Origin of the sequence: Sphaerisporangium viridialbum, from assembly GCF_049674955.1 — a bacterium.
Taxonomy (GTDB): domain Bacteria; phylum Actinomycetota; class Actinomycetes; order Streptosporangiales; family Streptosporangiaceae; genus Sphaerisporangium; species Sphaerisporangium viridialbum.
Window position 1 is genome coordinate 817,399 of the sequence record NZ_CP187232.1, and the last position, 12,187, is coordinate 829,585.

Here is a 12,187-nt window from a genome sequence, read left to right on the forward strand (position 1 = left end):
CGATGGCGGCGCGCGACCACTACGAGGTCCTGGGGGTGCCGAGGACGGCGAGCCAGGACGAGATCCAGCGCTCCTACCGCAAGCTCGCCCGCACCTACCACCCCGACGTGAACAAGGATCCCGAGGCCGAGGAGAGGTTCAAGGACGTCTCCGAGGCCTATGACGTGCTGTCCGACCCCGACAAGCGGCGGCGGTACGACGCGTTCGGGCCCGACTGGCGTTCGGTGCCGGAGGACGTCGATCCGGAGGCCTGGTCCAGGGCGAGGGCCCGGGCCGGTGCGGGCGCAGGAGCGGGCTGGGGCGGCGGCGGAGGCTGGGGACGCGCCGGCGGCCGCAGTACGGCCGGGCAGGGCCAGGGGTTCAGGTTCACCTCCGACGAAGGCATGGACATCGACTTCGAGGACCTCTTCGGCGGCATGTTCGGAGGAGGGGCCCGGGGAGGCGGGCGCCGCTGGGGGCCGGTCCCCGGCGCCGACCAGGAGGCCGAGATCACTCTCACGGTCGACGACGCCTACCACGGCGGGCGCCGCACGATCACCGTCCAGGGGCCGGGAGGACCGCGCACCCTCCAGGTCACGATCCCGCCCGGGGTGACGGACGGCCAGCGCATCAGGCTCGCCGGCCAGGGCGGTCACGGCGCGGAAGGCGGCAGGGCCGGAGACCTGTACCTGGTCGTCCGGACCTCCGATCCCCGCTACCGCGTCGAGGGGCGCGACATCTACGTGCCGCTGCCGCTGGCCCCCTGGGAGGGGGCGCTCGGCGCGACCGTCGCCTTCGACACCCCCGGCGGCGAGGCCAAGCTGAAGGTGCCGCCGGGGACCTCCACAGGACGCCGGCTGCGCCTGCGCGGGCGGGGGCTGCCGAACCCGAAGGGCACGCCCGGCGACCTGTACGCCGAGGCGCAGATCATGGTGCCGGCCACGCTGAGCGACGAGGAGCGGAGCCTGTTCGAGCGGCTGGCGGCGGTCTCCGACTTCAACCCGAGGAGGACGAGGCGATGAGCTCTACGACGACTCTGGTGCGGATGCCGGGTATCGGCCTGGAGGCGTTCGCGCGCGCAGGAGGGCTCCACCCCGACCAGGTGCGCCGGCTGGTCACCCTCGGGCTCCTCGACCCGGTGGCCGGCACCGGGGACGACCTGAGGTTCCCGCCGTCGCAGCTGATCCTGCTCGGCCGGATCGAGCGGCTGCACGCCGGCCTCGCCCTCAACTACGCGTCGCTCGGCGTGGTGATCGACCTGCTCGACCGCATCGCGGAGCTGGAGTCGGCTCTGCGGACCCGCTCACGACCTACGGGAGTGCCATCGTGGACCCGAACCGACTGACCCAGAGATCGCAGGAAGCCCTGCACGACGCGCAGACCAAGGCCATCCGGTACGGGCACACCGAGGTCGACGGCGAGCATCTGCTGCTCGCGCTGCTCGAACAGCCCGAGGGGCTCGTACCCCGCCTGCTGTCCGCGGCCGGCGGCGACCCGGACAAGCTACGCCTGGAGCTGGAGAACGAGCTGGAACGGCGTCCCAGGGTGAGCGGCCCCGGCGCCTCTCCCGGGCAGGTCTACGTCACCCAGCGCCTTTCCCGCGTGCTCGACCTCGCCGAGCAGGAGGCCAAGCGGCTGAAGGACGAATACGTCTCCGTCGAGCACCTGCTGCTCGCGCTCGTGGACGAGGGCGCGGAGACCGCGGCGGGCCGTCTGCTCCAGGGTCACGGGATGACCCATGAGCGGCTGCTGGAGGTGCTCACCCAGGTCCGCGGCAACCAGCGCGTGACCTCCGCCAACCCCGAGGTCGCCTACGAGGCCCTGGAGAAGTACGGGCGCGACCTGGTGGCCGCCGCCCAGGCGGACAAGCTCGACCCGGTCATCGGACGCGACGCCGAGATCCGCAGGGTCATCCAGATCCTGTCACGCAAGTCCAAGAACAACCCCGTGCTCATCGGCGACCCCGGTGTCGGCAAGACCGCGATCGTCGAGGGCCTCGCCCAGCGCATCACCAGGGGAGACGTCCCCGAGGGGCTGAAGGACAAGACCATCTTCAGCCTCGACATGGGGTCCCTGATCGCGGGCGCGAAGTACAGGGGCGAGTTCGAGGAGCGGCTGAAGGCCGTGCTCACCGAGGTGAAGGCCTCGGAGGGACGGATCCTGTTGTTCATCGACGAGGTGCACAACGTCGTCGGCGCGGGCGCCACCGAGGGCGCCATGGACGCGGGCAACATGCTCAAGCCGATGCTGGCGCGCGGCGAGCTGCACCTGATCGGCGCGACCACGGTCGCCGAGTACCGCAAGTACATCGAGAAGGACGCGGCACTCGAACGCCGCTTCCAGCCGGTGTTCGTGGACGAGCCGTCCGTCGAGGACGCCATCTCGATCCTGCGCGGCCTGCGCGAGCGCCTGGAGGTGTTCCACGGCGTGAAGATCCAGGACAGCGCGATCGTCGCCGCCGTGGTCCTCAGCCACCGGTACATCTCCGACCGGTTCCTGCCCGACAAGGCGATCGACCTCGTGGACGAGGCCTGCGCCATGCTGCGCACCGAGATCGACTCGATGCCCGCCGAGCTGGACGAGCTGACGCGCCGGGTGATGCGGCTGGAGATCGAGGAGGCCGCCCTGGCCAAGGAGGACGATCCGGCGAGCCGGCAGCGGCTCGAAGCGCTCCGCAAGGAGCTGGCCGACCTGCGGGCCGAGGCCGGCGCCATGCGCGCCCAGTGGGAGGCCGAGCGGCACGCGCTGAAGAAGGTGCAGCAGCTCCGCCAGGAGATCGAGGCGGTGCGGCGCGAGGCCGAGCAGGCCGAGCGCATGTACGACCTGAACCGCGCCGCCGAGCTGATGCACGGCAAGCTCCCCGAGCTGGAGCGGAAGCTGCACGCCGCCGAGGAGCAGCTCGAGTCCAAGCAGGGCGGCCACCGCCTGCTCCGCGAGGTCGTCACCGAGGACGAGATCGCGTCGATCGTGTCCAGGTGGACGGGCATCCCCGTCAGCCGCCTCAAGGAGGGCGAGCGCGAGAAGCTGCTGCGACTGGACGAGATCCTGCACGAGCGGGTCATCGGCCAGGACGAGGCGGTGCAGGCGGTGGCGGACGCGATCATCCGCGCCCGCTCGGGCATCAAGGACCCCCGCCGGCCGATCGGCTCGTTCATCTTCCTGGGCCCGACGGGCGTCGGCAAGACGGAGCTGGCCAAGGCCCTGGCCGAGGCGCTCTTCGACACCGAGGAGAACATGGTCCGCGTCGACATGAGCGAGTACCAGGAGCGCCACACGGTCAGCCGGCTGGTCGGCGCGCCTCCCGGATACGTCGGCTTCGAGGAGGGCGGCCAGCTCACCGAGGCGGTGCGGCGCAAGCCGTACTCCGTGGTGCTGTTCGACGAGATCGAGAAGGCGCACGCGGACGTCTTCAACATCCTGCTCCAGGTGCTCGACGACGGGCGCCTGACCGACGCGCAGGGCCGTACGGTCGACTTCCGCAACACCGTGATCATCATGACGTCGAACATCGGGTCGCACTACCTGCTCGACAGCGTGACGCCCGCGGGGGAGATCGAGCAGGAGGCGCGCGAGCTGGTCATGGCGGAGCTGCGCTCGCGCTTCCGCCCGGAGTTCCTCAACAGGATGGACGACACGGTGCTGTTCAAGCCGCTCACCCTGCCCGAGATCGAGCAGGTCGTGTCGCTGATGTTCAACGACATCAGGGCCCGGCTCGCCGACCGCCAGATGGCCCTCGACGTCAGCGAGCCCGCACTCCGCTTCATCGCCGAGCAGGGCTTCGACCCGGTCTACGGCGCCCGCCCGCTGCGGCGGTTCATCGCCCGCGAGGTCGAGACGCGGATCGGGCGCGCGCTGATCGCGGGGGACGTCCGCGACGGGGCCGCCATCCACGTCGATCTGGTCGGTGACCACCTCACGGTCTCGTACGAGAACCCGGCCGGCCAGGAAGCGGCGTAGTCGTCCTTCAGCCGTCCGACGTGAGGAGGTCGTGGGGATGTCAACCTCGACAATCGTGAAATGCCGGAACTGCGGGCACAAGAACCGCGTGCCCACGGCGGCCGACGGGATCCCGCGCTGCGGCGACTGCCACGAGCCGCTGCCGTGGATCGCCGAGGCCGGGGACGACGACTTCGGCGAGGTCGTCGAGGCCGCGTCCATCCCGGTCGTCGTGGACTTCTGGGCCGAGTGGTGCGGCCCGTGCCGGATGGTCACCCCGGTGCTGGAACAGCTCGCAGGTGACCTCGCGGGCAAGGTCAAACTCGTGAAGGTGAACGTCGACCGGTCTCCGAAGCTGGCCGAGCGGTTCTCCATCCAGGCCATTCCCATGCTGATGATCATGAACAAGGGTCAGATCGTGGCCCAACGCGCGGGCGCCGCACCCGGCCCCGTGCTGCGCGCGTGGACAGAGGAGGCCCTCGGCACGAGCTGAACGCCCGCGACCGTACGGATCCGTCCAGAGCGGGGGTAGGCGACCTACGACCCGAGGAACGGCATGAGCGAGCAGATACCGGAGACGCCCGATCTCTACGGGGCCTACCCCCGTCTGGGCGACGAGGCGATCGCCACCCTCGCCAGGTACGGCGAGCGGCGGCCCACGCGGGTGGGAGACGTCCTCTTCCAGGAAGGGGAGCCGTGCCCGACCTTCTACGTCGTCCTGTCCGGCAAGGTCGCGATCGTCGAGCGCTACGACGACGAGGAGCACGTGCTCGGTGTCCACGGGCACGGCCGGTTCCTGGGGGAGCTCGGGCTGCTCACCGGCCAGGCGGGGTTCCTGCGGGCCGTCGTCAGGGAGGCCGGCGAGGTGCTCGCGGTGCCGGTGACCGAGCTGCGCGCCATGGTCGGCAAGGAGCCCGCGCTGGGCGACCTGATCCTGCGCGCCTACCTCATCCGGCGCACCATCCTGATCGAGCTCGGCGCCGGTTTCCGCATCATCGGGTCGCGCTACTCGCCGGACGCCCGGCGGCTCCGCGAGTTCACCGCGCGCAACCGCATACCGCACAAGTGGATCGACCTGGAGGAGGACACGGAGGCCGACGAGCTGCTCCACCACCTCGGCTTCACGCCCGAGGACACTCCGGTCGTCATCCTGCGCGGGGAGCGGGTGCTGCGCAACCCGTCCAACGCCGAGCTGGCGCGGGCGATCGGCCTCCCCGTCCCGCTGGCCCGCGAGATCGTCGGTGACCTCGTGGTCGTCGGCGCGGGACCGGCCGGCCTGGCCGCCGCGATGTACGGGGCGTCGGAGGGGCTCGCGACCTTCGTGATCGACGCCGTGGCGACCGGCGGGCAGGCGGCGACGTCCTCGCGCATCGAGAACTACCTCGGCTTCCCCTCGGGGATCTCCGGGGGAGAGCTGGCCGAACGGGCGGTCATCCAGGCGGAGAGGTTCGGCGCCAAGTTCTCGGTGCCGGTCGAGGCGGTCTCGCTCGGCCAGCGGGACGGGTACTACGTGATCGGCCTCGACGAGGGCAAGGTGGCCAACGCCCACGCGGTCGTGATCGCCACGGGCGCGCGGTACCGCAAGCTCGACGTGCCGGGCCTTGAGGAGTTCGAAGGGGAGGGCGTCTACTACGCCGCCACCCTGTTCGAGGCGCAGCTCTGCCTGCGCGACCCCGTGATCGTCGTGGGGGGAGGCAACTCGGCGGGCCAGGCGTCCGTCTTCCTCGCCCAGCACGCCGGGCGCGTACGGCTCCTGGTGCGGTCGGGTGACCTCGGCAAGGACATGTCCCGGTACCTCGTCGACGAGATCGAGCGCAACCGGGGAGTCCAGGTGCTCCTCAACACCGAGGTGCGCGAACTGATCGGCGACAGGGCGCTCCAGGGCGTCGTCGCCGAGAACAACCGCACCGGGGAGCGGCGCGAGATCGAGGCGAGGGCGGTCTTCGTCTTCATCGGGGCCGACCCTCACACGCAGTGGCTCGCCGACGAGGTCGCGCTGGACGACAAGGGGTTCGTCCTCACCGGTCCCGACGCCGTACGCGCCGGGGGCGACGGCGAACGGTGGGAGAAGCCCGGAAGGCCGTTCCCCCTGGAGACCAGCCGGATGGGCGTGTTCGCCGTGGGCGACGTACGCAGCGGTTCCATCAAACGGGTGGCCTCGGCCGTCGGGGAGGGCTCCATGGCCATCCGCCTCATCCACGAACACCTGGAAACGGGGGGCCTCCCTCCCGTCTGAGCGCTCGTATGTCGCCCCAACCTGTGCGACTGCGTGTCACGACCGGGGAATTCGGGGAGGCCGGTCGTGGTGTTTTGCCTGCCGTGCCAGGGGTTGGCGTTTGGATGGTGTGAGGTGCGGGTTGGTGGCGTTGGCAGTTTTGTGCCCGCCCGTGACCCGCTTGACGGGTGATCCGTGTGCTGCCCACCCAAGCCGTGGCCCCCACCGGTCTGGCGGGTGGGGAATGGCTCTTTTCGGGATCGATTCCGTATGTCGCCTCAACCTGTGCCATTGCCCGTCACGACCGAGGAACCCGGGGAGGTCACGTCCGGGCGCGCCCGAAGCTACACAGACCCAGACCGGCCTTGCTCTCCGGTGAGGCCTTGGGTGGGCAGTACACGTATGACCCGTCAATCGCTTGACGGGTGGGCGAAGAAGCAGGTCACCTGTTCCCCGCCCTCACCGAATGTCGGCCGAACCCCTCCAGGACACCCCCTCTGCCTCCAGGCAGCCCGACTCTCGGGCGGCGACACATCTCCGGTCCCGCTGACGGGCCGGTCACGGTGGAGCGGCCAACCAGGTGGAGCGGCCATCTGGGGCACCTGGCCACCGGGTCTGCCCGCTCCACCGGTCGCGACATCTCGTCGTTCACATCATCCGGTGGCGAGGTCGTCGAGGCCTTGCCACAGGGTGATCCACTGATCCGGGTGGACGAATGCCACCACCGTGCCGGGTTGGATCGCCGCCCGTTCCAAGGCCGCGTCCAACTTCCTGGCGCCGTAGCGAGGGAGCAAGGAGGCGCGCAGTGAGCCACCCACGCCCCCGAAACCCAGCTCGGCGAGGTCGCGGTAGCCGTCCATCGCCCCCGGCGGAAGCAGCGGAGCCGGCCGTCGCTCGATCCGGAGGATGGCCGAATCCACGGCGGGTACCGGACGGAACACCTCGCGACCGATGCGGCCGGCCAGGCTCCACGAGAACCACGGCCACGTCCGTACGGTCAGCAGGCTCCAGCGCCCGAAGTCACCCGCGCGCTTGCGGGCGTACTCCAGCTGGGTGACCAGCGTGGCCGACGAGAGGGCCGGTGCGCGCAGGCACCAGTCCACGATCCGCGACGTGGCCGAGTAAGGAATGTTGCCGACTACGGCGAAACGGTGGCGAGGCGGGCGGGCGGCCAGGAAGTCGCCCCGGACCACCTCGATCCTGGCGTCGTCGCGGGTTCTTGCGACCAGCTTGCCCGCCGGCAACGGGTCGATCTCGTAAGCCACGACCCTTCCCGCGTGCTCGGCCAGGGCGCGCGTCAGGGCGCCCTCTCCGGCGCCCGGTTCGAGGATCACGTCGTCCGACCCGAGCCTCGCGGCCGCGACCACGCGGGCGATCACGCCCTGGTCGATCAGGAAGTTCTGCGACAGCTCCCGCCTGGCCTGGTCGCGCGCGGAACGGCCGCCGCGCCCCTTGCCCTGGTTCTGAGGATCTTTCCGACCCTGCTGCTGCGTATGCGAATAGTCACGATGAGAGAGTGATCGCGCCACTGCCGATGCCCTTTCGGGTCCGAGATGAACAGGTCTCGGAGGCCCTGGGCACGTAGGGGCAACACGCCGGCGACCGGGCGGCCACGGGTGTTCATGAACCACGGGTGTTCATGAAGTGGCATACCGGATCGCGTCCACAGACCCCGGCTGCCGGAGCAGCGCGGGTGCGGCGTACGCCTTGTCTGTCTAGATGTCGTGTTCCCGACGAGCCAGAGCCCGTCGGAGACGAGGACGCTTCACCAGGCACGGTTCACGATGAACCGGCCGGTCAGCCATGTAGAGTGAGAGGTCGAGCATGTCCTAGACCCTAGGAACCACCTCGGGACGCCCGCAATCGATTAATCCGGCCGGACAACTGGTCCGATGCCGGAACGTCGCGGGCCGTATCCGGATACCCAGGTCATCGTCCTCACGACGTACTCTTCGCCAAGATCGGCGTTCGCGACCGCGCCCAGGCCGTCGCCTACGCCTACCGCCGCGGCCTCGCCGACGTCTGAGACGCCCCTCACCCGCCTCACGCCTCCGGAACGCGCGAAGGCCGCCCCTGCTCGTAGGACGCGCGAACGCCGCCCTGCTCCCTAGGACGCGCGAACGCCGCCCCTGCCCCCTGGCCGTTCGTCGTAGGTTTCATCCGAAATGCTCCCCGGCGGCGGCTCTCCATGCGGTATCGGCGAAACTCTGTCAAGTGAAATACGTTCTGAGCGGAATACGTTTAAAGCGGAATCCGCCTGTAGTGAAAATGTGCCGACAGTGAAAAAGCTGTCCGGCCGATGTGATTTCTGGCAGCGTTAAACTCAGAATTCGCGGCACGTAAAAGCCGTGATTACCAGCGACTAACCTGGGAGCAGGTGGCAACGGTGACCCCGAGGCGTTCTTCCCGTGACCCGTTCGCGGCGACCTTCGACTCCAGCTCGCGTCCCGTCGAGGTGCCCTCACCCTCGATGATCGACCCGATCAGCCAGCGACTGCTGCGCGAGCGCATCATCTTCCTCGGTCAGGAGGTCGACGACGAGATCTCCAACCGGATCTGCGGCGAGCTGTTGCTGCTGTCGGCCGAGGACTCCAAGCGGGACATTTTCCTGTACATCAACTCGCCCGGCGGTTCTGTCACGGCGGGCATGGCTATTTACGACATCATGCAATACATCCCAAACGATATCTCCACGGTGGCGATGGGCCTGGCCGCCTCGATGGGGCAGTTCCTTCTCTGCGCCGGCACGAGCGGCAAGCGCTACAGCCTGCCGCATACCCGCATTCTGATGCACCAGCCACTGGGCGGCATCGGCGGCACGGCCTCCGATATCAAGATCCAGGCCGAGCAGATGCTCTACACGAAGAAGATGTTCGCCGAGCGCATCGCCTTCCACACCGGCCAGACCGTGGAGCAGATCGAGCGCGACTCCGACCACGACCGGTGGTTCACGGCCGAGGAGGCCAGGCATTACGGCTTCGTCGACCACGTGGTGGGGAGCGCCAACCTCGTTCCCTCCGCCGGCCCGGTCTCCTGACCGGCGGCGCACAGCATGACCTCGAAGCACGAGTGGAGGCACAATGAGTGATCTGAGCCGGCCGGGGATGCCCGCCGGGGTCGTCCCCATCGACAACCGGTACGTCATGCCCACGTTCACCGAGCGCACGACGTACGGCGTCAAGGAGATGAGTCCCTACAACAAGCTCTTCGAGGATCGCATCATCTTCCTCGGGGTGCAGATCGACGACACCTCGGCCAACGACGTGATGGCCCAGTTGCTGACCCTGGAGTCACTCGACCCCGACCGTGACATCAGCATCTACATCAACTCGCCGGGGGGCTCGTTCACGGCGATGGCGGCGATCTACGACACGATGCAGTTCGTCCGTCCCGAGATCCAGACGGTGTGCATCGGTCAGGCCGCGTCCGCCGCGGCCGTGCTTCTCGCGGCCGGCACGCCGGGCAAGCGGGCGGCGCTCGCGCAGTCGCGCGTCCTACTCCACCAGCCCTCCACCGAGGGCTCCTTCGGGCCGACGAGCGACATGGAGGTCCAGGCGCGCGAGATCATGCGGATGCGCGCGCTCCTCGAAAGCCTCATCGCCGACCACTCGGGCCGTTCGGTCGAGAGCGTCCGCAAGGACATCGAGCGCGACAAGATCTTCACCGCCGAGGAGGCCAAGGCCTACGGCATCGTGGACGACATCTTCACCAGCAGGAAGCGGAAACCCACCCTGGTGAAGTCGTCGGTGAAATGACGTGCGGGTGGCGCCGCCGGCGAATCGCCGGAAGCGGCGCCACCCACCACGAGAACGAGACGGAGACCGGCCGTGTGGGCCGGGCCCGGTCAGACCTGTCCGGCCTTCTCCAGCGCGGCGCAGCAGGTGCCCACGATGAGCCGCGTCACGACGTACGGGTCGCAGTTGGCGTTGGGGCGGCGGTCCTCGATGTAACCCTGCTTGTCGACCTCGACCTGCCACGGGATGCGCACCGACGCGCCGCGGTTGGACACGCCGTAGTTGTACTCACTCCACGGGGCGGTCTCGTGCATGCCGGTGAGGCGGTTCTCGATCTCGGCGCCGTATCCGGCGATGTGCTCCTCGGCCTTCTCGCCGAGGGACTCGCAGGCGGTGATGATCGGGTCGTACCCGGAGCGCATGGCCTGGGTGGAGAAGTTGGTGTGCGCGCCCGCGCCGTTCCAGTCGCCCTTCACCGGCTTGGGGTCGAGCGTGGCCGTGATGCCGAAGTCCTCGGCGATGCGGTAGAGCAGCCAGCGCGCGATCCACAGGTGGTCGGAGACCGCGAGCGGGCCGGCGGGGCCAACCTGGAACTCCCACTGGCCGGGCATGACCTCGGCGTTGATGCCGGAGATCGCGAGGCCGGCCTCAAGGCAGGCGTCGAGGTGCGCCTCGACGACCTCGCGGCCGTACACCTCGTCGGCGCCGACGCCGCAGTAGTAGAAGCCCTGCGGGGCGGGGAAGCCGCCGACCGGGAAGCCGAGCGGGCGGCCGTCCTTGAAGAAGGTGTACTCCTGCTCGATGCCGAACCACGAGTCCTGGTCGGCGAAGCGCTCGGCCACCGGCGAGAGCATCGCACGCGTGTTGGTCGGGTGCGGCGTCATGTCGGTGAGCAGCACCTCGCACAGCACCAGCACGTTGTCACCGCCCCTGATGGGGTCCGGACAGGTGAACACCGGCTTGAGCACGCAGTCGGAGGCCTTTCCAGGCGCCTGGTTGGTGCTCGATCCGTCGAAGCCCCAGATCGGCAGCTCCGCGCCATCGGCAAGAATCCTGGTCTTCGACCGGAGCCGAGCGGTCGGCTCGGTGCCGTCAATCCAGATGTACTCGGCCTTGTAGGTCACGACGATCCCTTCAGCAAGGCGGATCCCACACGTGTCCGCAACGCCGAGGTTGTCAACCGGCCGTTTCGGAGCTGTTGCTCGTTTATGAACGCCATGTGAAATCGTGCACGAGCCCGGCGTGTCGTTGCTCACACATCATGCCTGGTCAGGTACCTGGTCCGGGTGTCCGGACCGACCTTGTGAATCATCGGCGCGCCCCATCGAGGATCACCGCCCGTAGGCTGATACGGAGATCGAAGCCGAGACCGAGCGACTCGCTCGCCTCATGCTGGAGGAAGCTCATGATCCTGGTAACCGGAGCCACAGGTAACGTCGGCCGCGGCGTGGCCGAGCAGCTTCTCGCGGCGGGCCAGGAGGTCAGGGCCCTCACCCGAAACCCGGACAGAGCGCACCTTCCGGCCGGGGCCGAGGTGATCCGCGGGGACCTCTCCGAGCCCGGGACCCTCCCGCCCGCGCTCGAAGGCGTCACGGCCGCCTTCCTGTACGCCGTGCCAGGCACGGCCCCCGCGTTCCTCAAGGCCGCCAAGGACGCCGGGGTCCGCAGGGTCGTCCTGCTCTCGTCCCTCGCGGTGGACGACGACGCCGAGGTGCAGCCGAACTTCATCGCCGCGTTCCACGCCGTCATCGAGGACGCGATCGAGGAGTCCGGGCTCGAGTGGACCTTCGTGCGGCCCGGCGCCTTCGACACCAACGCCTACCAGTGGCTGGGCCAGGTCAAGGCGGGCGACGTCGTGCGCCTCCCGTTCGGCGAGGCGGTCACGGCGCCGATCCACGAGGCCGACATCGCCGCCGTGGCCGTCCAGGCGCTGACGTCGGACGGCCACGCCGGCGCGCGGTATCAGCTGACCGGCCCGCAGGCGCTCACCCTGAGCGCCCAGGTCCGGGCCGTGGGCGAGGCGATCGGCCGCCCGCTCCGCCTTGAGGAGGTATCCCCGGAGGCCGCCAGGCAGGCGATGCTCCAGCGCGTCCCCGAGCAGATCGTCGACACGATGATGGAACTCCAGGCCAAGTCCGTCGGCCGCGAGGCCTTCGTGACCGACACCGTCGAGAAGGTGACCGGCCGTCCCGCCCGTACGTTCGCGCAGTGGGCCGCCGACCACGCGGACGACTTCCGCTGACCACGCGGACGACTTCCGCTGACCACCCTGCCGTCGACCGTCGCAAGCGCCTTCGCGCGGGAGCTCACGGTGGTCCAGGAG

At 69.3% G+C, this 12,187-nt stretch carries 10 protein-coding genes; 8 read left to right on the top strand and 2 right to left on the bottom strand.

Translation table 11 applies throughout. The features are described 5' to 3' along the window. The first annotated feature begins 2 nt into the window (after positions 1–2). From ACOZ38_RS03800 to ACOZ38_RS03820, 5 genes are all read left to right on the top strand, one after another. The gene (locus ACOZ38_RS03800; protein ID WP_424528813.1) at positions 3–1,001 is read left to right on the top strand and encodes a DnaJ C-terminal domain-containing protein; all 999 of its coding nucleotides are present in this window, start codon (positions 3–5) and stop codon (positions 999–1,001) included. After that, positions 998–1,324 (top strand): chaperone modulator CbpM, encoded by a 327-nt coding sequence (locus ACOZ38_RS03805; protein WP_424528814.1) that lies wholly within the window; start codon positions 998–1,000, stop codon positions 1,322–1,324. Before ACOZ38_RS03800 ends, ACOZ38_RS03805 begins: the two co-directional genes overlap by 4 nt. Next, on the top strand, positions 1,306–3,936 hold the full coding sequence (gene clpB, locus ACOZ38_RS03810; protein WP_424528815.1) for an ATP-dependent chaperone ClpB: 2,631 nt from the start codon (positions 1,306–1,308) through the stop codon (positions 3,934–3,936). Before ACOZ38_RS03805 ends, clpB begins: the two co-directional genes overlap by 19 nt. Positions 3,937–3,973: 37 nt before the next feature. Beyond that, on the top strand, positions 3,974–4,408 hold the full coding sequence (gene trxA / locus ACOZ38_RS03815; RefSeq protein ID WP_424528816.1) for a thioredoxin: 435 nt from the start codon (positions 3,974–3,976) through the stop codon (positions 4,406–4,408). A gap of 63 nt (positions 4,409–4,471) precedes the next feature. Then, complete coding sequence (locus ACOZ38_RS03820; RefSeq protein ID WP_424528817.1) at positions 4,472–6,151, top strand: FAD-dependent oxidoreductase; 1,680 nt, start codon at positions 4,472–4,474, stop codon at positions 6,149–6,151. Between the two features lie 632 nt (positions 6,152–6,783). Here ACOZ38_RS03820 and erm read toward each other — a convergent pair. Beyond that, a complete protein-coding gene (erm, locus tag ACOZ38_RS03825) occupies positions 6,784–7,659 on the bottom strand; it encodes an ErmE/ErmH/ErmO/ErmR family 23S rRNA (adenine(2058)-N(6))-methyltransferase (RefSeq protein WP_424528818.1) in 876 nt (291 codons plus the stop codon). 941 nt (positions 7,660–8,600) lie between these two features. Here erm and ACOZ38_RS03830 point away from each other — a divergent pair. Both ACOZ38_RS03830 and ACOZ38_RS03835 read left to right on the top strand, forming a co-directional pair. Next, complete coding sequence (locus tag ACOZ38_RS03830) at positions 8,601–9,167, top strand: ATP-dependent Clp protease proteolytic subunit (RefSeq protein WP_424528819.1); 567 nt, start codon at positions 8,601–8,603, stop codon at positions 9,165–9,167. Positions 9,168–9,210: 43 nt separating this feature from the next. Then, positions 9,211–9,885 (top strand): ATP-dependent Clp protease proteolytic subunit, encoded by a 675-nt coding sequence (locus ACOZ38_RS03835; RefSeq protein ID WP_424528820.1) that lies wholly within the window; start codon positions 9,211–9,213, stop codon positions 9,883–9,885. An 89-nt stretch (positions 9,886–9,974) separates the two neighbouring features. On the opposite strand, the gene glnII is transcribed toward ACOZ38_RS03835, so the two are convergent. Then, a complete protein-coding gene (gene glnII, locus ACOZ38_RS03840) occupies positions 9,975–10,988 on the bottom strand; it encodes a glutamine synthetase (protein ID WP_424528821.1) in 1,014 nt (337 codons plus the stop codon). 281 nt (positions 10,989–11,269) lie between these two features. Here glnII and ACOZ38_RS03845 point away from each other — a divergent pair, with 281 nt between their 5' ends. Next, entirely contained in the window at positions 11,270–12,106 is an 837-nt protein-coding gene (locus ACOZ38_RS03845; RefSeq protein WP_424528822.1) for an NAD(P)H-binding protein, read from the top strand. Positions 12,107–12,187 lie beyond the last annotated feature (81 nt).

Coding starts and splice junctions, on each gene's coding strand:
- ACOZ38_RS03835 (WP_424528820.1), top strand. CDS start 9,211: ATGAGTGATCTGAGCCGGCCGGGGATGCCCGCCGGGGTCGTCCCCATC.
- ACOZ38_RS03820 (WP_424528817.1), top strand. CDS start 4,472: ATGAGCGAGCAGATACCGGAGACGCCCGATCTCTACGGGGCCTACCCC.
- trxA (WP_424528816.1), top strand. CDS start 3,974: ATGTCAACCTCGACAATCGTGAAATGCCGGAACTGCGGGCACAAGAAC.
- ACOZ38_RS03805 (WP_424528814.1), top strand. CDS start 998: ATGAGCTCTACGACGACTCTGGTGCGGATGCCGGGTATCGGCCTGGAG.
- ACOZ38_RS03800 (WP_424528813.1), top strand. CDS start 3: ATGGCGGCGCGCGACCACTACGAGGTCCTGGGGGTGCCGAGGACGGCG.
- ACOZ38_RS03830 (WP_424528819.1), top strand. CDS start 8,601: ATGATCGACCCGATCAGCCAGCGACTGCTGCGCGAGCGCATCATCTTC.
- ACOZ38_RS03845 (WP_424528822.1), top strand. CDS start 11,270: ATGATCCTGGTAACCGGAGCCACAGGTAACGTCGGCCGCGGCGTGGCC.